The sequence below is a fragment of the Paraburkholderia sp. SOS3 genome (assembly GCF_001922345.1).
Taxonomy (GTDB): Bacteria; Pseudomonadota; Gammaproteobacteria; order Burkholderiales; family Burkholderiaceae; genus Paraburkholderia.
Genome location: NZ_CP018811.1, coordinates 468607 through 489715, shown reverse-complemented (window position 1 = coordinate 489715; position 21109 = coordinate 468607). Strand labels below are relative to the sequence as shown.

17 protein-coding genes are annotated in these 21109 nt (G+C 63.7%); 13 read left to right on the top strand and 4 right to left on the bottom strand.

All coding sequences use genetic code 11. The features are described 5' to 3' along the window. Positions 1–229: 229 nt before the first annotated feature. From BTO02_RS02195 to metH, 6 genes are all read left to right on the top strand, one after another. Positions 230–1087: an IclR family transcriptional regulator gene (locus BTO02_RS02195; RefSeq protein WP_075155630.1), complete on the top strand. Its 858-nt coding sequence runs from the start codon at positions 230–232 to the stop codon at positions 1085–1087. Between the two features lie 106 nt (positions 1088–1193). Next, the gene (locus BTO02_RS02190) at positions 1194–2516 is read left to right on the top strand and encodes a DUF3108 domain-containing protein (RefSeq protein ID WP_075155629.1); all 1323 of its coding nucleotides are present in this window, start codon (positions 1194–1196) and stop codon (positions 2514–2516) included. A 48-nt stretch (positions 2517–2564) separates the two neighbouring features. Continuing rightward, positions 2565–3353 carry an alpha/beta fold hydrolase gene (locus tag BTO02_RS02185; RefSeq protein WP_075155628.1) on the top strand — a complete coding sequence of 263 codons (789 nt, stop codon included), beginning with the start codon at positions 2565–2567 and terminating at the stop codon, positions 3351–3353. 118 nt (positions 3354–3471) lie between these two features. Continuing rightward, on the top strand, positions 3472–3729 hold the full coding sequence (locus BTO02_RS02180; RefSeq protein ID WP_075155627.1) for a BTH_I0359 family protein: 258 nt from the start codon (positions 3472–3474) through the stop codon (positions 3727–3729). 248 nt (positions 3730–3977) lie between these two features. Then, positions 3978–5054 (top strand): homocysteine S-methyltransferase family protein, encoded by a 1077-nt coding sequence (locus BTO02_RS02175; RefSeq protein WP_075155626.1) that lies wholly within the window; start codon positions 3978–3980, stop codon positions 5052–5054. Positions 5055–5125: 71 nt separating this feature from the next. Beyond that, complete coding sequence (gene metH / locus BTO02_RS02170) at positions 5126–7843, top strand: methionine synthase (protein ID WP_075155625.1); 2718 nt, start codon at positions 5126–5128, stop codon at positions 7841–7843. Positions 7844–8144: 301 nt separating this feature from the next. Here metH and BTO02_RS02165 read toward each other — a convergent pair whose 3' ends face one another. After that, positions 8145–8471, bottom strand: a complete 327-nt coding sequence (locus BTO02_RS02165; protein WP_075155624.1) for a DUF1840 domain-containing protein — start codon at positions 8469–8471, stop codon at positions 8145–8147. A gap of 286 nt (positions 8472–8757) precedes the next feature. On the opposite strand from BTO02_RS02165, the gene argS reads away from it, so the two are divergent. The 7 genes from argS (at position 8758) to BTO02_RS02130 (ending at position 17094) form a co-directional block, all read left to right on the top strand. After that, positions 8758–10542, top strand: coding sequence for an arginine--tRNA ligase (gene argS, locus BTO02_RS02160; protein ID WP_075155623.1), 1785 nt, complete (start codon positions 8758–8760; stop codon positions 10540–10542). Between the two features lie 173 nt (positions 10543–10715). After that, complete coding sequence (locus BTO02_RS02155; RefSeq protein WP_075155622.1) at positions 10716–11486, top strand: SPOR domain-containing protein; 771 nt, start codon at positions 10716–10718, stop codon at positions 11484–11486. A 217-nt stretch (positions 11487–11703) separates the two neighbouring features. Next, positions 11704–12342: a thiol:disulfide interchange protein DsbA/DsbL gene (locus tag BTO02_RS02150; RefSeq protein WP_075155621.1), complete on the top strand. Its 639-nt coding sequence runs from the start codon at positions 11704–11706 to the stop codon at positions 12340–12342. 33 nt (positions 12343–12375) lie between these two features. Next, a complete protein-coding gene (locus BTO02_RS02145) occupies positions 12376–13149 on the top strand; it encodes an SDR family oxidoreductase (protein ID WP_075155620.1) in 774 nt (257 codons plus the stop codon). 172 nt (positions 13150–13321) lie between these two features. Next, positions 13322–14149, top strand: coding sequence for a helical backbone metal receptor (locus BTO02_RS02140; protein WP_075155619.1), 828 nt, complete (start codon positions 13322–13324; stop codon positions 14147–14149). A gap of 183 nt (positions 14150–14332) precedes the next feature. Continuing rightward, positions 14333–15943, top strand: a complete 1611-nt coding sequence (locus BTO02_RS02135) for an ABC transporter substrate-binding protein (RefSeq protein ID WP_232243498.1) — start codon at positions 14333–14335, stop codon at positions 15941–15943. Between the two features lie 239 nt (positions 15944–16182). Further along, positions 16183–17094 (top strand): hypothetical protein, encoded by a 912-nt coding sequence (locus tag BTO02_RS02130; RefSeq protein ID WP_075155617.1) that lies wholly within the window; start codon positions 16183–16185, stop codon positions 17092–17094. 186 nt (positions 17095–17280) lie between these two features. Here the strand turns inward: BTO02_RS02130 and BTO02_RS02125 are convergent, their stop codons facing one another. The 3 genes from BTO02_RS02125 to BTO02_RS02115 are packed head-to-tail and all read right to left on the bottom strand — an operon-like array spanning position 17281 to position 21106. Continuing rightward, the gene (locus BTO02_RS02125) at positions 17281–17697 is read right to left on the bottom strand and encodes a hypothetical protein (protein ID WP_075158531.1); all 417 of its coding nucleotides are present in this window, start codon (positions 17695–17697) and stop codon (positions 17281–17283) included. Continuing rightward, complete coding sequence (locus BTO02_RS02120) at positions 17694–19016, bottom strand: FliI/YscN family ATPase (RefSeq protein ID WP_075155616.1); 1323 nt, start codon at positions 19014–19016, stop codon at positions 17694–17696. Before BTO02_RS02120 ends, BTO02_RS02125 begins: the two co-directional genes overlap by 4 nt. Before the next feature lie 11 nt (positions 19017–19027). Further along, complete coding sequence (locus BTO02_RS02115; RefSeq protein WP_075155615.1) at positions 19028–21106, bottom strand: flagellar biosynthesis protein FlhA; 2079 nt, start codon at positions 21104–21106, stop codon at positions 19028–19030. Positions 21107–21109 lie beyond the last annotated feature (3 nt).

The following is a 21109-nucleotide window of genomic DNA, read 5'->3' as shown; positions in this document are numbered from 1 at the left end:
GATGACGGTGGGAGGAATGTATTCTACGATGGTGAATCGGCGCCGCCCACTTGCATCGTCATCGCGTCGCACGGCGTTGACTGTGCCGTTGACTTTGCCGTTGACGTTTCGTCGACGTCGCAATGGCAACACTACAACGCGCGGCCCTCCACTTTTCGAATTGCGCATATCGGCCATGTCACCCGCAGCCCGCCCATCCGATCACGCCTCGGACCACTCCAATATTTCAATGGACGAGTCAAACGACCTGCACGATTCCGGCGTCGACGACGACACCGGCGACGCACATGAACGCGGCGAAGAAAAGCCGCGCTCGGGCATTCAATCGATCGAAGTCGGCTTTCGCCTGCTCGAGGTGCTGACGCACGAGCCGCGCGCGATGATGCTGCGCGACCTTGCGCAGCGCGCGGGCATGAGTCCGGCGAAAGCGCATCGCTATCTCGTCAGTTTCTTGCGGCTTGGCGTGGTCGCGCAAGATCCGCTGTCGGGCCGATACGAACTGGGCGGCTTTGCGCTGCAACTCGGTCTCGCGCGTCTGGCAAGAGTCGACGGTGTGAAACTCGCGCGCATCGCGCTCGCCGGGCTGCGCGACCGGCTCGATATGACGGTGGGTATCGCGGTATGGGGCAATCAGGGGCCGACCGTCGTGCACTGGATGGAATCGAGTTATCCGGCGAAGGCGTCGCTCAAGCTCGGCGACGTGATGCCGCTGCTCGGTTCGGCGACGGGTCTGTTGTTCGCCGCGTATCTGCCGCGCAGCAAGACGGCCGCGATGATCGAGCGCGAACTCGCCGACACGCGCCGCTCCTCACAGACCGGCGGCCCGCGCGACATCGGCGAGGTCGAGCAGTTGCTCGAAGACGTACGCGCACATGGCGCGGCGCGCGTGGAAGGAATGCTGCTGCCGACCATTCACGCGTTTTGCGTGCCCGTCTTCGATTCGACCGGCGATCTCGCGCTTGGACTGATCGCGCTCGGTCATGAGGGCGCGTTCGATATCCGCTGGGACGGGGAAGTCGACGCAGCATTACGCGAATGCGCGCACAAGCTGTCGTATGAACTCGGGTACAGTTCGACGCCGCGTTGATTGCGTGCGCGGAACGCGAGTGCAAGCCGTGCGGTCGAACCTGGAACCACGAATGCTGTCCCTCGCCTGAATCATTCATTTTTGCCGGCAGAATCTCACCGTTTCGATGTCGTCTCCGTCCGTCGCACGCCGCTCCGATCGTCCACCGCGCGCTCATTCGCCTCGCTCGCTTCGTTGGCGCTGGATTGCCGTGCTCGTCGTCGTCGCAATCGCGCATTGGATCGCCGCGCAGTGGTTCGAGCGGCATCGCGACACGTTCAAGCCAGCGGATCAGCAGCATGTGCCCGTGCAGGTTGCGCTGCTGAAACCCGAACGTGTCGAACAGCAGCCGGCCGGCGCGGCCACGCCGCCCGCCACACGGCAGAAACTGCCCGGGCAGGCCCCGCAGCCGCACGCGTTGACCGCGATTCGACCCGAGCGGAAACCGAAACAGCAGCCTGCGCCGCGAGCGCCGGTCACGCAGAGCGCGACGGCCGAAAAAGCTCAGCCGAAGCCCGACGAAGCCGCGAACGACACGGCCAGCGCAGTTGCAGACGCCGCAGCGAGCACGGCCGCGAGCGCTGCGGCAAGCACAGCAGCAAGCGCGGCGGCCGCATCCGGCCCGGGAGCAGGTTCGCCGGCACAAGCGGCCAATGCAGCAAGCGGCACGGACAGCGGCAGCGGCAACGCCGCGCATGCGACACCAGGCGTCAAATTTTCCGTCCCGCCGTCGGGCGATCTCGAATACGACACGTTCTACAACGGCGTACGCAACCAGCCGGGCACGATCCATTGGGAAAGCGACGGGCACACCTATCGCCTCGTCATCTCCGTGCCGCTACCGTTCGTCGGCACGTACAGCTACGAAAGCCATGGCCGCGTCGACGCGTTCGGTCTCGCGCCGGACCAGTACATCGAAACGCACGGACGGCGCGGCCAGGACGTGACCGTGTTCAATCGCGAAACCCGGCAGATCGCGTTCACACGCACGCCGAAAACGCTCGCGCTGCAGGACGGCGCGCAGGACCGATTCAGCATGATCATGCAGCTCGCGAGCCTCGTGCGCGGCGCGCCCGACGCGTACCAGCCCGGCGTCACGCGCGAGTTCTATGTGACCGATAACGATAGCGGCGAAATATGGCCCATCGAAACAATCGGCGACGAAACGGTGCGAACGCAACAAGGCTTTGTCGAGGCGCGGCACTTCACGCGGCTGCCGCGCCACGCAGGCGATCGGCGCCGCATCGACGTGTGGCTTGCCCCGTCGCTCGGTTGGTTACCCGTGCGTTTCGTACAGACCGAACCCAACGGCACGCAGGTCGAATTGCTGTGGCATGGCGAGACCGCTGCACCGAATGCGGGCGCGACAAATGCGAACGATCAGAACCCGGGCCCGCAACCTGCAACGCCATCGGCTGCAGAGCCGAATAGCAACTACGAGAAACCATAAACACCCGGGCGCATCGGTCACCGCATCACCCTTACATAAGGAGCAGGCATGCAAGTGAACGTCAACGGCATCGAGACACGCTATGTGCTGAGCAATGAGGGCGGCGGCCCGTGGCTCACCTTCATTCATCAGCTGGGCGGCGATCTGTCGATCTGGGATCAGCTTGCCGGCTATTTCCGCAACGACTACACGGTATTGCGTTACGACATCCGCGGACACGGCGAATCTTCCGCGCCCACGGCTCCGTTCACCATTGCCGACCTGTCGAACGACCTTGCCGCGCTGCTCGACAAACTGGGCGCAAAAAGCACACATGTGGTCGGTATGTCGCTGGGCGGCGCGATCGCGCAGCAGTTCGCGATCGATCACGCATCGCGCGTCGATACGCTGACGCTCGCCGATACATTCGCCTTTACCGCGCCCGAGTCGCGCAGCATCTGGGATCAGCGCATCGAAACGGCCCGCCGCGACGGCGTCGCAGCGCTTGCACCCGCCTCGCTCGAACGTTGGCTTACGTCGGACTTTCAACGCGCTCATCCCGAAGTGGTCGAACAGATTCGCGACGTCTATATCCACACGTCCGTAGAGGGCTTCGCGCTCGCGAGCGCGGCGCTGCGCGAATTCGACGTGCGCGATAGACTGCTGCAAATACGGACGCCCACGCTCGCCGTAGCAGGGCGTCATGACACGGGCACGCCTCCTGCTGCTACACAGGTCATAGCCGATGCCATCCAGGGGGCGCGATTCGAGGTGCTGGACGCGGCTCATCTCGCGCCCATCGAGCAATCGCAACGTTTTGCGGCGTTGCTCGAAACGTTTTTGCGCTCGCGAGTCTAACAACAAGGTCCGGAGAAATTACAAGCGCCACACCGGACCCACCCCTTGAATTCCACGCCAAATGCTCCACGTACGGCGCAGGACTGGCCAGGAGCCAACGGAAATAAGGAGTGTCGCCATGCAAATGATCTACAACAGCCCCAACTACTGTGTCGTCGAATTCCCACCACAGGACGGTCATCTCGCGATGAAGTCGGGCGGTTATGAAATTGTCGACAAGAACACCCAGCGTGAGATTTACATCGATGGAGCAATGGCGGCAAGCTTTCGCGAGCATGTACAAAAGCTGATCGAAGAAGAACCGTCGCTCGATGAAGTCGACGAGTTCCTCGGCCAGTTCGACAGCCTGATGCACCAGCCGGTCGTGTTGCACTAAGGTCCGCTGCGGCGACACGCCAGGCAACGCCCGGCAACACTTCATGAACCCCGTCCGGCACGCCGGACGGGGTTTTTCATTGGTAACCCCGACACTCGATACCGACCGTCGTTTCCGGCACGTTGCGCGCGATGGTGGAAGCGCTTCGCGCGTCGCCGGGGCGGCCACGCCGCACGCGGGCTACAATGTTGAGTTTCCTGAAAAAAAGCGGTTGAGAAACCGCTGAATGCCCTTGGGGCCCTTCCGCCATGAACAAGCCTGCCCTTCCCGTTACTTCGTCTGCTTCGAACAGCGATGCCGCCTATACACGCGGCACGGCGCTGCCTTCATTGCTCAAGTCGCGCATCCTGATTCTCGACGGCGCGATGGGGACGATGATCCAGCGTTACAAGCTCGGTGAAGCGCAGTATCGCGGCGAGCGCTTCAAGGACTTCGCACGCGATATCAAAGGCAACAATGAGTTGCTGTCGATCACGCAACCGCAGGTGATCCGCGAGATCCATGAACAGTACCTGGCCGCGGGCGCCGATATCGTCGAAACGAACACGTTCGGCGCAACGACGGTCGCGCAGGCCGACTACGGCATGGAAGATCTCGTCGAAGAAATGAATATAGCGTCGGCGAAGCTCGCACGCGCCGCGTGCGACAAGTATTCGACGCCGGAGAAGCCGCGCTTCGTGGCCGGCGCGATCGGACCGACACCGAAGACGGCGAGCATTTCGCCCGACGTCAACGATCCGGCCGCGCGCAACGTGACCTTCGACGAACTGCGTGCCGCGTACTACCAGCAGGCGAAGGCGCTGCTCGACGGCGGCGTCGACCTGTTCCTCGTCGAAACGATCTTCGACACGCTCAATGCCAAGGCCGCGCTGTTTGCGCTCGACGAACTGTTCGAGAACACGGGCGAGCGGCTGCCGATCATGATTTCGGGCACCGTCACCGACGCCTCGGGCCGCATTCTGTCGGGCCAGACGGTCGAAGCGTTCTGGAATTCGCTGCGTCATGCGAAGCCGCTCACGTTCGGCCTGAACTGCGCGCTCGGCGCAGCGCTGATGCGCCCATACATCGCCGAACTGTCGAAGCTCTGCGATACGTACGTATCGTGCTACCCGAACGCGGGCCTGCCGAATCCGATGAGCGACACGGGCTTCGACGAGCTGCCCGCGGATACGTCCGGGCTCCTGAAGGAATTCGCCGAAGCAGGCCTCGTGAATATCGCGGGCGGCTGCTGCGGCACGACGCCCGAGCATATTGCCGCGATCGCGAAAGCGCTCAGCGACGTCAAGCCGCGCAAGTGGCCGACGCAGTACCGCGACGCGGCCTGACCCGGGCGACCCAACCGCATCGCCCCGAACCTTCTTCGCCCACGACGCCAACTCACGCACTCCTGCAAGCCATGACCGACCATACGCTGCGCCTTTCGGGCCTCGAACCGTTCAACGTCACGTCCGGAACGCTTTTCATCAATGTCGGCGAACGTACCAACGTAACCGGCTCGAAGGCCTTCGCCCGGATGATTCTCAACGGGCAGTTCGACGAAGCGCTCGCGGTCGCGCGCCAGCAGGTCGAAAACGGCGCGCAGGTCATCGACATCAACATGGACGAGGCGATGCTCGATTCGAAGGCGGCGATGGTGCGCTTCATGAATCTGATCGCGTCGGAACCCGACATCGCGCGCGTGCCGATCATGATCGACTCGTCGAAGTGGGAAGTGATCGAAGCGGGCCTGAAGTGCGTGCAGGGCAAAGCGATCGTCAACTCGATTTCGCTGAAGGAAGGCAAGGAAGCGTTCGTTCATCATGCGCGGCTGATCCGGCGTTATGGCGCCGCGGCCGTCGTCATGGCATTCGACGAAAAAGGCCAGGCCGACACGTTCGCGCGCAAGACCGAAATCTGCAAGCGTTCGTATGACGTGCTCGTCAACGAAGTCGGCTTTCCGCCCGAAGACATCATCTTCGACCCGAACATCTTTGCCGTCGCAACCGGCATCGAAGAACACAACAACTACGCGGTCGATTTCATCAACGCGACGCGCTGGATCAAGCAGAATCTGCCCTATGCGAAGGTGAGCGGCGGCGTGTCGAACGTGTCGTTTTCATTCCGCGGCAACGACCCGGTGCGCGAAGCGATTCATACGGTGTTCCTCTATCACGCGATTCAGGCCGGGATGGATATGGGCATCGTCAACGCGGGGCAACTCGGCGTCTATGCGGACCTCGACGCCGAGTTGCGCGAGCGCGTCGAAGACGTCGTGCTGAACCGCCGCGACGATGCGACCGACCGGCTGCTCGAGATCGCCGACAAATTCAAGACCGGCGCCGCGAAGAAGGAAGAAAACCTCGAGTGGCGCAATCAGCCCGTCGAAAAACGCCTTGCGCATGCGCTCGTGCACGGCATCACGAATTTCATCGTCGACGATACCGAAGAGGCGCGCGCGCAGATCGCCGCGAATGGCGGCCGGCCGATCAGCGTGATCGAAGGGCCGCTGATGGACGGCATGAATATCGTCGGCGACCTGTTCGGTCAGGGCAAGATGTTCCTGCCGCAGGTCGTGAAGTCGGCGCGCGTGATGAAGCAGGCTGTCGCGCACCTGATTCCGTTCATCGAGGAAGAAAAGAAGCAGCTGGCCGCGGCCGGCGGCGACGTGCGCGCGAAAGGCAAGATCGTCATCGCCACCGTGAAGGGCGACGTGCACGACATCGGCAAGAACATCGTGTCGGTCGTGCTCCAGTGCAACAACTTCGAAGTGGTCAACATGGGCGTGATGGTCCCGTGCAACGACATTCTCGCGAAGGCGAAAGTGGAAGGCGCGGACATCGTCGGGCTGTCGGGGCTCATTACGCCAAGCCTCGAAGAGATGGCCTACGTCGCGTCTGAGATGCAGCGCGACGACTACTTCCGCATCAGGAAGATTCCGCTGCTGATCGGCGGCGCGACGACCTCGCGCGTGCATACGGCCGTCAAGATCGCGCCGAACTACGAAGGGCCGGTCGTCTATGTGCCCGATGCCTCGCGCTCGGTGTCGGTTGCGTCGAGCCTGCTGTCCGATGAAGGCGCCGCGAAGTATCTCCAGGAACTGAAGTCCGATTACGATCGCATCCGCCAGCAGCACGCGAACCGGAAGGCGCAGCCGATGGTCACGCTCGCGCAGGCGCGCGCGAACAAAACGAAGATCGACTGGAGTGCGTACCATCCGGTCAAACCGAAGTTCATCGGACGCCGTGTGTTCAGGAATTTCGATCTGAACGAACTCGCGAACTACATCGACTGGACGCCGTTCTTCCAGACCTGGGATCTGGCCGGAAAGTACCCGGCCATTCTGAACGACGAGATCGTCGGCGAATCGGCGCGGCGCGTGTTTTCGGACGCGAAGTCGATGCTCGCGCGGCTCATACAGGGCCGCTGGCTGACCGCGAACGGCGTGATCGCGCTGCTGCCGGCCAACACCGTCAACGACGACGACATCGAAATCTACACCGACGAATCGCGTAGCGAAATCGCGCTCACGTGGCGCAATCTGCGCCAGCAGAGCGAGCGTCCCGTGGTCGACGGCGTAATGCGGCCGAACCGGTCGCTCGCGGATTTCATCGCGCCGAAAGACTCGGGCGTGGCCGACTATATCGGCCTGTTCGCGGTCACGGCAGGGCTTGGCGTAGACGTGAAGGAAAAGCAGTTCGAAAAGGACCACGACGACTACAGCGCGATCATGCTGAAGGCGCTGGCGGACCGCTTCGCCGAAGCGTTCGCCGAAGCGATGCATGCGCGCGTGCGGCGCGACCTGTGGGGTTACGCGTCGGCCGAATCGCTGTCGAACGACGAGATGATCGACGAGAAATACCGCGGCATTCGTCCCGCGCCCGGCTACCCCGCGTGCCCGGACCATCTGGTCAAGCGCGACATGTTCGACGTGCTGCAGGCCGGCGAGATCGGCATGAGCGTGACCGAGTCGCTCGCGATGCTGCCTGCCGCGAGCGTATCGGGCTTCTATCTCGCGCACCCGGACAGCACGTACTTCTCGGTCGGCAAGATCGGCGAAGATCAGCTGGACGACTACGCACGGCGTATGGCGCTTTCGAAGGCCGATGCGCAGCGCGCATTGGCGCCCCTGCTTTGACTCGCACTGGCGCGTCCACTATATCGGCGCGCAAACACCGAATATTTCCGGCGATCGAGTTTTCGGCTTTGTAAACTGCAGCTGCTTCATGACGCCGAATGCGTCGGCAACAACGCGCGGCATTTTACGGGCAACCGTCCCGGAGAAAATCGTATGAAGAAGCTGTCGCTGATGTGGATGGCCGTTTCGCTTGCCGCCGGTGCTGCGCCGGCGCTTGCGCAAGGCGGGCTTTTTCTATGACACGAGCAACGCCGGGAACGCAGCACACGGCGCATCCGCCATGTGCCGCAACCGGCGCGGTTCAGATCCCCCAGACAATATCCGCGTTCTCTTTCTGCGCCGCGCGCAGCATGTCGAGAAACGGATAAGCGCGTTGCGCGAGTCCGATCGGAATTTCGTGCGGGTCGTGCCCTTCTTCGCCTTCATGGAAGTGGCCGTCGTGTTCGGCACGCTCTTTTTTGTCGGTGACGATGGCCGCTTCGAGCTTCGTAATGGCGTCGCCGAGTTCGTCATGCGTGATGACGCCGCGTTGACCGAGCTGCTTGCCGACGATGCCGACAAGATATTGGGCCAGATTCTCCAACATCATCACGTCCGGCGCGGCACGACACTTGAAAGTAATCAGCATGACAGTTCCCTTTTCGTTTTGTTGATCTCTCCCTCGGCGGCGACTGGCAAAGCGGCCCTGCGCGGCGTTCCTGCCGGTGCTTGCGCAGGCCTTTGCGCGATGCCACGAGGCGCTTCTCGTGCGCTATGACAGCCGCGCCGGCGCGCCTCGTCCCGACCGGGCACCTCATTGGACATATTAGCACCTGCTAAAATCCGTCCTGATGGAATGAGCGCGCCGTGGTGCGCGTACACGCATCCAACGCAATCTCGTCTGACCCGACTGCCTCACTGGACACGCAACAAGCATGCTGCCTGCACATAAACATATTCTCGAAACCCTGCTCGCCGACACCGTGAAGCAGATCGCGACGGCCAACGAAGGCGCCGCCGAGGCCGCGTTCGTCACGCCGACGATCACCCTCGAACGCCCGAAGGTCGCCGCGCACGGAGACATCGCATGCAACGTCGCGATGCAGCTGGCCAAGCCGCTGCGCGCCAATCCGCGCCAGCTTGCGCAGCAGATCGTCGATGCGGTGCTCGCGCATCCGCAGGCAACAGGCCTTGTCGATAGCGCCGAAGTCGCCGGGCCGGGCTTCATCAATCTGCGTATCGCGGCCGCCGCGAAGCAGGCTGTCGTACGCGAGGTGTTCGCGCAGAACGAAGCGTTCGGCCGTTCACAGCGCGAAGCAGGAAAGCGCGTGCTCGTCGAATTCGTGTCCGCCAACCCGACCGGCCCGCTGCACGTCGGCCACGGCCGCCAGGCGGCGCTCGGCGACGCGCTGTCGAGCCTGCTCGAGTCGCAGGGCTGGAACGTGCATCGCGAGTTCTACTACAACGATGCAGGCGTGCAGATCCAGACGCTCGCCATCTCGACGCAGGCGCGCGCGCGCGGGCTGAAACCCGGCGACGCGGGCTGGCCGGAGGATTCATACGCCGGCGAGTACATCGCCGATATCGCGCGCGACTACCTGAACGGCGAGACCGTTTCGGCACGCGACGGCGAGCCGGTCAAAGGCGCGGGCGACATCGAAAATCTCGACGCGATCCGCCGCTTCGCGGTCGCGTATCTGCGTCACGAGCAGGACATGGACCTGCAGGCGTTCGGCGTCGAGTTCGATCAGTATTACCTCGAATCGTCGCTGTACAAGGAAGGACGCGTCGCGCAGACGGTCGAGGCGCTCGTGGCGGCCGGCAAGACCTTCGAGGAAGACGGCGCACTGTGGCTGCGCACCACCGACGACGGCGACGACAAAGACCGCGTGATGCGCAAGAAAGACGGCACGTACACGTACTTCGTGCCGGACGTCGCCTACCACGTCACGAAGTGGCAGCGCGGCTTCACGAAGGTGATCAACGTCCAGGGCTCGGATCACCACGGCACCGTCGCACGCGTGCGCGCCGGCCTGCAGGGTCTCGGCATCGGCATTCCGAAGGGCTACCCCGACTACGTGCTGCACAAGATGGTCACGGTGATGCGCGACGGCCAGGAAGTGAAGATTTCGAAGCGCGCGGGCAGCTACGTGACGGTGCGCGACCTGATCGAATGGTCGGGCGGCGCGACGCCTGGCCAGGAAGCCGCACCGGATCTGATCGACGAAGAGACGATTCGCCGCGGCCGCGATGCGGTGCGCTTCTTCCTGATCTCGCGCAAGGCCGACACCCAGTTCGTGTTCGACATCGATCTCGCGCTCAAGCAGAACGACGAAAACCCCGTCTACTACGTGCAGTACGCGCACGCGCGGATCTGCTCGGTGCTCGGCGAATGGAAGTCGCGCTTTGTCGCCGACGAAGCGCTGCTGCCCTCGGTCGATCTCGCGCCGCTCTCGAGCGAACGCGCGATGGCCCTGTTGCAGAAGCTCGCCGAGTTCCCCGATCTGCTCACGCAAGCAGCCGACGAACTCGCGCCGCACGCGGTCGCGTTCTATCTGCGCGACCTCGCCGGTGAATTCCACTCGTTCTACAATGCCGAGCGCGTTCTGGTCGACGACGAAGCAGTGCGCAACGCGCGCATCGCGCTGCTCGCGGCCACGCGCCAGGTGCTGGCGAACGGTCTTGCGATCATCGGCGTATCGGCCCCCTCGAAGATGTAAATTCGACTCGCCCGCGCAAGCCGCTTATGCGACCATAACGCGCGCCCATAGCGCGCGACCGTTGCCACGCGGCGGCGCGGCGGCACAGACAGCCGGCATCGCCGCGGTCGGCGTCGCCGCCGTCGTTATAATCGACGGTCATTCAAGTTTTCCTTTTGCAGGTGATTCAGACAATGGCAAAGCCACGCCGCACAACGAAGCAGTCGAAGCAATCCGGGGGAACGTTTCTCGGCATCGTGCTGGGCCTGATCGTCGGTCTGGCGATCGCGGTGGTGGTCGCGCTGTACATCACGCGCGCGCCGACGCCGTTCGTCGCGAAAGTCGCGCCGCCTGCCGCATCCGATGCCGGCGCAAGCCAGCCGCAATACGATCCGAACCGGGCGCTGCAGGGCAAGAGTCCGGGCCAGCCGGTGCCGCAAGCGGCCCAGCCCGCGCCGCCGAACACGGCGCCTGGCCAGACCAACAATCAGACGCAATCGTCGGGCATCCTCGACGAACCGCAGATCGTCGAAGTGCCGCCCGCGGCGGGCGGCGCTTCGGCGGCCGCACCGGGCGTGGCCGGCAGCAACCCGTCGGCGGCGGCGGTCGCGGGCGCGAAGAAGCCTGCGAGCAGCGCGCCGAACGGCACACCGGGCGCCGCGGTTGCGAATGTCCCGCCGCCGGCCAAGCCCGGTACATCGGCTCCGCCGTCCGCAGCCGACGCGAACACCGGCTATCTGCTGCAGGTCGGCGCGTACAAGACCGCGGCCGACGCCGAACAGCAGCGCGCGCGGCTTGCGTTCCAGGGCTTCGAATCGAAAGTGACGCAGCGCGATGCGGGCGGTATCACGTACTATCGCGTACGGATCGGGCCGTTCGCGAAGTTCGAAGACATGAACAGCACGCGTCAGCGCCTCTCCGACGCGGGCATCGACACTGCCGTGATCCGTTTTACGAAGCAGTAACCTGCCGTAACCGCTGTAACCCGCTTTATCGCTTATTGCGTGCGCGCCGCCCGAACCAGGCCAACCCGGCCGAACCGGCCTAACGGCTTGAACCTTCGGCACGCACGCGTAGTCTCATCACGGCGAAAGCCTGCCGTCCGTCTCAGCGCTCACGGTGACAGGCCTCTGACGCCTCCGTTCAACCGTCACCGCTACTTCCCGATTGGGATCACAAGACATGAAAAAGCTGCTTGGCCTTCTTTGCCTCTCGTTCGGTCTCATCGCTGGCGCGGCAAGCGCCAGCCCCGCCGCGCCGGTCTCCGGCAAGGACTACACGGTGTTGTCGTCGCCGCAGCCGGTCGAAGTGCCGGCCGGCAAGATCGAGGTGATCGAGTTCATGTGGTACGGCTGCCCGCACTGCAACGAGTTCGACCCGTACCTCGAAGACTGGATCAGGAAGCAGGGCCCCGACGTCGTCTTCAAGCGCGTGCCGGTCGCCTTCCGCGATGACTTCATCCCGCATTCGAAGATGTACCACGCCGTCGACGCGCTCGGCCTCGCGCAGGAATTGACGCCGAAGATCTTCCACGAAATCCACGTCAACAAGGACTACCTGCTGACGCCCGAAGATCAGGCGAAATTCCTCGCGAAGAACGGCGTCGACCCGAAGAAGTATATGGACGCGTACAACTCGTTCTCGACGCAAACGGCGCTGCAGCGCGACAAGAAGCTCATCGAAGACTACAAGATCGACGGCGTGCCGACGCTCGCGATTCAGGGCAAGTATGAAACGGGCCCGGCGCAAACCGACAGCCTGCCCGGCACGATCCAGGTGCTCGACTACCTCGTCGGCCAGGTTCGCGCGAAGAAGATGTAATCACCGGGGGGCGATCCTCGGAGGCGCCGGTATATGGGCTCACCACAAAAGGTCTTCATTACCGGCGCATCGAGCGGCATCGGCCTCGCGCTCGCGTCCGAATACGTGCGGCGCGGCGCGATTCTCGGCCTCGTCGCACGGCGCAAGGACGCGCTCGAGCGTTTCCGCGACGCCCATCCCGAGCACCCCATCCTGATCTATGCCGCCGACGTCCGCGATGCGCACGCGCTCGCGGCTGCCACGCAAGACTTTTTCGCGAAGCATGGCTGCCCCGATATCGTGATCGCGAATGCCGGCGTAAGCCGCGGCACGGTCACCGGTCTCGGCGATCTGCAGGCGTTTCGCGACGTGATGGATACCAACTATTACGGCATGGTCGCCACCTTCGAACCGTTCGCGGCCGAAATGGCCGCTGCGCACAAAGGCACGCTCGTCGGTATCTCGAGCGTCGCGGGCGTACGTGGCCTGCCCGGTTCGGGCGCCTATAGCGCATCGAAAGCCGCGGCGCGCACCTATCTCGAAGCCCTGCGCGTCGAGATGCGGCCACGCGGCGTCTCGGTCGTGACGATCGCGCCCGGCTTCATCCGCACGCCGATGACGGCGCACAACCCGTACGCCATGCCGTTCCTGATGGATGTCGAGCGATTCGCGCGCGAAGCCGCCCATGCGATCGAACGGAAGAAGCGCTACGTCGTACTTCCGTGGCAGATGCGCTTCGTCGCGATGGTGTTGCATGCGGTGCCGCGCTGGCTTTACGATGCGGCGATGAAGAAGGCGCCGCACAAGCCGCGCTCCGGGGCCGGCTAGCGACGTCACGGCCGGGGGCCGCGGCAGCAGCAACGGCACCGACGGCGGCAATGACAGTCGCAACGCCGCCGCCAAAGCCGGCCGCGCGCGACACGCGACAAGCGACACACCACGAGCCACGAGCGATAAACGCAAGGCGCACCTCGCCCCTCCACCATCGACGGAACCGGCCATGAACGAGCAGACGGTCGATGCAGCCGGAATCGGACACACCCCGGCGGGCGACGATGCACGCATCGTCTCGCTGGTGCCGAGCATCACCGAACTGCTGTTCGCGCTCGACCTCGATCGACAGATTGTCGGCCGCACCGGCTTTTGCGTGCATCCGCGAGACCGCGTGCGCGCGGTGCCCAAAGTGGGCGGCACGAAGTCCGTGCGCATCGACGCCGTGCGGGCGCTGAAGCCGACGCACGTGATCGTCAATATCGACGAAAACGAGCGGACGACCGTCGATGCCTTGCGCGCGTTCGTTCCGCATATCGTCGTCACGCATCCGCTCGCGCCTGAACATAATCTCGCACTGTTCGCCTTGCTCGGCACGATCTTCCGCCGCGAAGATGCGGCGCGCCGCCTCGGCCAGGCGTTGAACGAGCAGCTCGAAGCGATCGGAGCGCGCGACTGGCCGTCGCAACGTGTGCTGTATGCGATCTGGCACGACCCATGGATGACCGTCGCGCGCGATACGTATATCTCCGCGGTGCTGCGTCTCGTGAACTGGCACACGCTGCCGGCCGTCGACGGCGGCCCTGCTGGCGCCCGGCGTTATCCGGCCTTCGCGCTCGACGCGCCGTGGCTCGACGACGTCGACCGCATACTGCTGTCCACCGAACCGTACCGCTTCACGCAATCGCATTGCGACGCGCTCGCGCAAGCGCTCCAGGCGGCCGGCAAACTGACGGGCAAGCGCATCGAACTGATCGACGGCGAACAGGTGTCGTGGTACGGCTCGCGCGCAATCGGAGGCATCGGCTACCTGCAGCGCTATGCTTCACGGCAATAAAGTGCGCGCCATGCGACGATACCGGTATGTCCAATACGTGCCGCCAATGCGTGGTTGTCGCTGCAACGACCGTTCGATAAGCTTGCGCGATTCGCGAAGTTTTTCGCCGTTCGCCGAATCGCGTAATAAACCTATAAGCCGCGTTATCTGATTACGACCGTTCCGGGAGATGTCATGCGTTTTATGCCGTCCGCTGCCTCTGCTGCCGCCGTCGCTGTTGCCGTATCCGCCACCGCGTTGTTCGCTTCGCCCACGCTCGCAGTCGCGAAGCCGCTGACCGTCTGCACCGAAGCGAGCCCCGACGGCTTCGACGTCGTCCAGTTCAATTCGCTCGTCACGACCAATGCCTCGGCCGACGTGATCTTCAACACGCTCGTCGGGTTTGACGAGGCGTCGAGGAAAGTCGTGCCGAGCCTCGCCGACAAATGGGAGATCAGCGCCGACGGACTCACGTACACGTTCCACCTGCGCCCGAACGTGCAATTCCAGACCACCAGCTACTTCAAGCCGACGCGGCCGCTCGACGCCGACGACGTCGTCTTCACATTCAGCCGCATGCTCGACGACAGCAACCCGTGGCACAAGGTCGCGGGCGCAAACGGCTTTCCGCACGCCCAATCGATGGGGCTGACGAAGCTCGTCAAGTCGATCACGAAGGTCGACAACCAGACCGTCAAGATCGAACTGAGCGAACCCGACGCGCCGTTTCTGTCGGTGCTGTCGATGGGCTTTGCCTCGATCTATTCGGCCGAATACGCAGACCAGCTGCTCAAGGCCGGCAAAGAGACCGACCTGAACGCGAAGCCGATCGGCACCGGCCCGTTCATGCTGAAGAGCTATACGAAGGACGCGGTGATCCGCTACGACGTGAATCCGAATTACTGGGGGCCGAAGCCGAAGGTCGACCGCCTGATCTACGCGATTACGCCGGACGCGGCCGTGCGTGCGCAGAAGGTGAAGGCCGGCGAATGCCAGATTGCGCTGTCGCCGAAACCCGAGGATATTGCCGCGGCGAAAAAGGACAAGTCGCTGAAGGTCGTGCAGACGCCGGCGTTCATGACCGCCTTCGTCGCGCTGAACACCGAGAAGAAGCCGCTCGATAACCAGAAAGTGCGTGCTGCGCTGAACATGGCGTTCGATCGCGCGACCTACCTGAAAGTGGTGTTCAACGACACCGCGATGCCCGCGGTCAACCCGTATCCGCCCAATACATGGAGCTACGACAAGGCCGTGAAGCCGTGGCCCTACGACATTGCGAAAGCAAAGAAGCTGCTTGCCGACGCCGGCTATCCGAACGGCTTTTCGACGACGATCTGGGTGCGCCCCACGGGCAGTTCGCTGAATCCGAACCCGAAGGCCGGCGCGGAACTGTTGCAGGCGGACTTTGCGAAGATCGGCGTAAAGGCCGACGTGCGCGTGATCGAATGGGGCGAACTGATTCGCGATGCGAAGCAGGGCCAGCACGACACGCTATTCATGGGCTGGGCCGGCGACAACGGCGACCCCGACGATTATCTGACACCGCTTTTCAGCTGCAACGGCGTGAAGTCGGGCATCAACTTCTCGCGCTTCTGCGACCAGGACCTCGACAAACTCATCGATCAGGGCAGGCGCACGTCCGATCAGTCGCAGCGTACGAAAGCGTACAAAGCCGCGCAGCAGATCATTCACGATGCGGCGCTATGGATTCCGCTCGGCTATCCCACTGCCACCGCAATTACGACGAGCAACGTAAGCGGCTATCAGGTGAGCGCGTTCGGGCGACAGAACTTTACGGCGGTGAATGTGCAGTAGCGCATCCGCTTCGCGCAGCGATAACGCAGGCCCGCTCGTAACACGCGGGCCTGTTTTTTTGCAGCGAATCTGTAAATGCGTGTGCGATCCCGTAGCACTACGTATGTAGTGCCCTTGTGCGTTGCTTCGACCCTAGACTCTGCATGCGGAATCGACGGTGTGCGCATTCGTGCGCGCCGGCGCATCCTGCACATCATAAGTTCTTCATTCAACGCATTGTCCTGTTAGAGGATTCGCACATGCAAGCAACGATCGATATGCGTACGGTTCAGTCGTACAACAGCAACAACAACTTATGGAATGCGGCGAAATCGGCAAACACGTCCCGCTCTTCGTTCGGTTCGCCGTTCAGTTCGCCCTTCAATTCGCCGTTCAGTTCGCCGTTCGGCTCGTCGGGTTCATTCGGTGCGCACAATCGACCCGGTATCTATCCGCAGCAGATGCCCTTCGGTAACACGCAGCCATTCGGCCCGTACGGCACCGCGCAACGCAGCACGTCGATGATTCAGTACCAGCGCGAAATTTCCCGCACGCCGCAGGGCACGACGATGAAAACGTCGTATACCTCGTTCCAGCAGTCCGGACCGAAGGGCTTCAACAACGTGCCGGACCACTACCATAACGACTTCCGCAAGGGCACGCGCCACGATAGCGACGATCGGAACAGGGTAGCGCCGGTCGTCTCGCAGAATGGCAACAAGCTCAACGTCGACATCGGCAATACGCATAGCGAACTCAGCAAAGACAAGGCTACGACCAAAATGAAGGTCGGCGGCAATGACGTCGAATTCACCGGCTGGGGCGATCCGCACGGCATTATCAAGGTCAACGGCAAGGAATCGAAGGCCGACTTCTCGAAGCCGCTGAGCCTCGACACGAAAGATATGCGCGTGACCATGGACCCGGAAACGAAGCAATCGAGCGATAGTGCGCCGCCCCATATGAATCGCGTCATTTACGAACCCAAAGGGAGCCAGCAGGTCTTTGTCGGCGAACATCTGAGCCCGAGCGACAAGGCAAAGGTCTCGTTCCGCGAGGTCACCGACAATGGCGAAATAGCCCAGATGAGGAACACCGCGAACACCGCGCAGAAGGCGGTACCTAAGGACGACAAGATCATCGACCAGAAGACGGGTCAGCAGGTCGTATAAGTTAGCATCGGCTACCCATGCATCAATCGGGCGGGAAGAAGGGGCAGACTGGCAGGCGCGCTTCCTTTTCCTTTCCTCGCCCGTGCCGGCCGGAGCGACCGTGGCACCGGCCGGCTCCTCCTTTCGGAGAAAGGCCGATCCGGCACGCTCTGCAACGGCAGGCATCGCATGCGATGCCTGCATCGATCAGTCGCGATCGAGCAACGCCGCCTTGAAGCGCCGCGCACGCTCGAGCGCATCGTCGCGCCCGATCGTCTCCCGCTGCAGTTGCGTCGACGCCTTCGTCACCTGATCGGCGGCAGCCGACCGCTCGCGAATCGCAAACGCAAGTGCGCGATGCAGTTCCGGCGTGCGTTCGTCGTGCCAGCGCAACGCCTCGCGCCACAGCCGCCCGCCGCGTTTATCGTGGCCGCACGATTGCAGGATCGATTCGCGTTGCGCGTCATGACGCCTGATTTCTTCGCGGCGCTGTTCGAGCCGCGCATCGGCCTGATGCAACCCGTCGCGCGCCGCATTGAGCGCACGCCGCCGGCGCTCGAGCCGCAACTCCCGCACCCGGGCAAGCAGGCGCCATAGTTCCGCGTTGCGCTTCGCGTCGCTCATCGCACCGGCGCGGCACCGCATAGCGCGCGAAGCATCGAGCGCGTCGCCTCCACCTCGCAATGCTCGTCGTAACGCTGCCGCAGAAAGCGCACGATCTCCGGATACCGGTCGATCGCCAGATCGCTCGCCGCGTCGCTGCCGCGCTGGTACTCGCCGATCTGCAGCAGCAGTTCCAGTTCCTGATAACGGCTCATCCATCCACGCACGCGGTCCGCATGCTGGCGATGCGCCACGTCGGTCACACGCGTCATCACGCGGCTCTTGCTCTTCAGGATATCGATGGCCGGATAGTGCCCGGCGCCGCCGAGTTTGCCCGACAACTGGATATGCCCGTCGAGCAGCGAGCGCGCTTCTTCGGCGATCGGATCGGACAACTCTTCGTCTTCGGCGAGCACGGTGAAAAACGCGGTCACACTGCCTTCCTGCGTCAAACCCGCCGATTCGATCAGCTTCGGCAGCTCGGCGAACACGCGTGGCGGATAGCCGCGCCGCACGGGCGGCTCGCCGACCGCGAGGCCAACTTCGCGCAAGGCGCGCGCATAGCGCGTCAACGAGTCGAACAGCAGCAGCACGCGGCGCCCGCTCGCGCGCAATCCGCTCGCGACTTCGCAGGCAAGTTCGGCAGCCTTGAGCCGTTCCGCGGCGGGCCGCTCGGACGTCGACGCAACGACGATCGACGCAGCGCGCCGCTGCGACAAATGATCGTGAATGAACTCGGAGACTTCGCGCCCGCGCTCGCCGATCAGCGCGACGACGATCGCATCGACATCGGCGCCGTTCGCGATCATCCCCATCAGCGTGCTTTTGCCGCCGCCGGCCGGCGCGAAAATACCGACACGCTGCCCGACGCCGCACGTGAGCAGCGCATCGATCGCACGCACGCCAGTCGCAAACGGCTTCGCAATGACAGGCCGCTCGAGCGGATTGATGCTGGCGAGCGGCGCGCCGCCTTGCGCGGCGGCACTGGCCTCGCGCAACGCAGGGCCACGATCGAGCGGCCGTCCGAGTCCGTCGACGGTGCGGCCCAGCAGATCGAGCGGATCGAATCTGCCCCACGCGTGGCCGCACCCATGCACTTGGGTGATATTCGACAAGCCCGCGAGACCGTCGAGCGGCATCACGAGCGCGCCATCGTCGGTGAAGCCGACTACTTCGCCGAGCTGCGTATCGAGCGTATCGGGCCGCACGAGACGCACCATTTCGCCGATCCGCAACGATACGCCGACCGCCCGCACGACCACGCCGCGCGCTTCGGCGACACGTCCGTAAAGCGTGGGTTCGTCGGCAGGCGTGGGAGCGGGATGCTGGAGAAGCTTCATGTTCGTCCCGCTCACTCTCGCGACAACGTCGATACGGCATGCACGCTGAACGTATCGAGCGGAATCTCTTCGATCGCGAGCGTTTCGATACGGATGCCGAACGTCTTCAAATGCCGGCGCAAATGCGGCCGCAGCACCGCTGTCGTCACGAGCAGTCGAATGCCCTGCTCATAGGCATCGGCAAACGCGCGCTGCAAGTGTTCGAGTTCGCCTACGCCGGGCATGCAGTAAGGTTCGCCATCCGGGCCGCCGCGGATCTGGTCTTCGAGTTCCGCCTCCCACGACGGGTCCATTACCGCCGCATCGATTCGCCAGGTGTCGAGGTCTGCATGCCGGCGCGCAAGCCGCGACCCGAGCGCGATACGCGCTTCGCGCACCATCCGGTCGATCGTGCGCTCGCCGTCGGGAATCCGGATGCACGCCTCCGTAATCGCGCGCAGATTGCGAATCGGCACATGCTCGTCGAGCAGCCGGCGCAGCACACTCGCCAGCAACACGGGTCCCACCAGCTGGTCGACCTGGCTCGCGAGCTCGCGAAACTCGATGCTGATCTGGTTCATCAGAAAACGCGCCTCCTGGGTGCCGATGCACGCGGCCGCATTCTGCTCGCAGACGTCGGCCAGATGCGCGCATAGCGCCTCTTCGACGCTTGCCTTGCCGAGCAGTGCATCGGCGAGCGCCGCCGCGTCGGCCGCGCTGACCCAGACGGCCTTCGGCGCGCCCGGACTGTATCCGGCGACGCCTTCCATCGTGATCTGCGTGTCGTCGCCGCTCACGAGCACATGGTTCGCCACCAGCGTCCCGCTCGCGAACGGCACTTCGTCGATATCGACGATGTAGCGCTCTTCGTCGAGCCGCGCATCGCGCTGCAGCGCAAGGCCTGGAAACGGCAAGCCGAGCCGCGTCATCAGATCGCGGCGCACCCTGCCGAGCTGCGTATCGAAGAGCCCCGGACGCAGCGCCTCGTATGCCTTGTTTCCCATGCGCAGCCGCAGTATTGCGCTCGTGCCGAGTTCCACGTCGTCGAGAATCCGCTGCGTATAGTTGCCGCCGTCGCGCGTCATCGCCGGCATGAACGGCCGCTGCATGCGCTCGCGGCTTGCCGCCTGCCGCATCATCAGCACCGACAGGCCGATCAACGCGCCGCCCGCCAGGGCGAACTGCAGATGCGGAAAGCCCGGTATCGCGCCCAGTGCGAAACAGCCGACGCCGGCCATGGCGAGCGCTTTCGGATGCAGCGACAGCTGGCGGAAGATATCGCCGCCAAGATTGGTCGGCGGCCCGCCCGACGAAACGCGCGTGACGAGCAGACCCGCGGCGATCGATACGATCAGCGACGGGATCTGCGAAACGAGCCCGTCGCCGACCGTGAGAATCGTGTACGTATGCAGCGCGTCGCCGAACGACATGCCGCGCTGTGCGATTCCCACCGTCAGGCCGCCGACGATATTGACGAGTGCAACGACGAGGCCCGCTACCGCGTCGCCCTTGACGAACTTCATCGCACCGTCGAGCGACCCGTAAAAATAGGTCTCGCGCTCGAGTTCGGCGCGCATCCGTCCCGCATCGCGCGGCGCGATCAGGCCGTTGCGTAAATCGGCATCGATGCTCATCTGGCGGCCCGGAATACCGTCGAGCGTGAAGCGCGCCGACACTTCGGCAACGCGGTCCGCGCCCTTCGCGACCACGATGAACTGGATCGCGGAGAGCACCACGAACACGACGATCCCGACCGCCACATTGCCGCCGACCACCATCTCGCCGAACGCGCCGATGATGTCGCCGGCATGCGCGTAGAGCAGGATCATCTTCGTCGATGCGATCGCCAGCGCGAGCCGCAGCAATGTCGTGACGAGCAGCAGCGAAGGAAAGCTCGACAGCTCCGCGGCCTTCGTCACGTAGATCGTCGTGCTCAGCATCACGAAGCTTGCGCAAAAACTCACGCAAATAAAGAAGTCGAGCACGAATGCCGGAACCGGCAGGATCAGCAGCACGAGCACGAACAGAATGCCGAGGCCGACGGCGACATCGGCATGGCGGGCAAGCAGCCCGGGAATATCGGGGCGGCGCATCATCGAACGGTTTGGCATGGA

Coding starts and splice junctions, on each gene's coding strand:
- BTO02_RS02195 (WP_075155630.1), top strand. CDS start 230: ATGGACGAGTCAAACGACCTGCACGATTCCGGCGTCGACGACGACACC.
- BTO02_RS02190 (WP_075155629.1), top strand. CDS start 1,194: ATGTCGTCTCCGTCCGTCGCACGCCGCTCCGATCGTCCACCGCGCGCT.
- BTO02_RS02185 (WP_075155628.1), top strand. CDS start 2,565: ATGCAAGTGAACGTCAACGGCATCGAGACACGCTATGTGCTGAGCAAT.
- BTO02_RS02180 (WP_075155627.1), top strand. CDS start 3,472: ATGCAAATGATCTACAACAGCCCCAACTACTGTGTCGTCGAATTCCCA.
- BTO02_RS02175 (WP_075155626.1), top strand. CDS start 3,978: ATGAACAAGCCTGCCCTTCCCGTTACTTCGTCTGCTTCGAACAGCGAT.
- metH (WP_075155625.1), top strand. CDS start 5,126: ATGACCGACCATACGCTGCGCCTTTCGGGCCTCGAACCGTTCAACGTC.
- BTO02_RS02165 (WP_075155624.1), bottom strand. CDS start 8,471: ATGCTGATTACTTTCAAGTGTCGTGCCGCGCCGGACGTGATGATGTTG.
- argS (WP_075155623.1), top strand. CDS start 8,758: ATGCTGCCTGCACATAAACATATTCTCGAAACCCTGCTCGCCGACACC.
- BTO02_RS02155 (WP_075155622.1), top strand. CDS start 10,716: ATGGCAAAGCCACGCCGCACAACGAAGCAGTCGAAGCAATCCGGGGGA.
- BTO02_RS02150 (WP_075155621.1), top strand. CDS start 11,704: ATGAAAAAGCTGCTTGGCCTTCTTTGCCTCTCGTTCGGTCTCATCGCT.
- BTO02_RS02145 (WP_075155620.1), top strand. CDS start 12,376: ATGGGCTCACCACAAAAGGTCTTCATTACCGGCGCATCGAGCGGCATC.
- BTO02_RS02140 (WP_075155619.1), top strand. CDS start 13,322: ATGAACGAGCAGACGGTCGATGCAGCCGGAATCGGACACACCCCGGCG.
- BTO02_RS02135 (WP_232243498.1), top strand. CDS start 14,333: ATGCCGTCCGCTGCCTCTGCTGCCGCCGTCGCTGTTGCCGTATCCGCC.
- BTO02_RS02130 (WP_075155617.1), top strand. CDS start 16,183: ATGCAAGCAACGATCGATATGCGTACGGTTCAGTCGTACAACAGCAAC.
- BTO02_RS02125 (WP_075158531.1), bottom strand. CDS start 17,697: ATGAGCGACGCGAAGCGCAACGCGGAACTATGGCGCCTGCTTGCCCGG.
- BTO02_RS02120 (WP_075155616.1), bottom strand. CDS start 19,016: ATGAAGCTTCTCCAGCATCCCGCTCCCACGCCTGCCGACGAACCCACG.
- BTO02_RS02115 (WP_075155615.1), bottom strand. CDS start 21,106: ATGCCAAACCGTTCGATGATGCGCCGCCCCGATATTCCCGGGCTGCTT.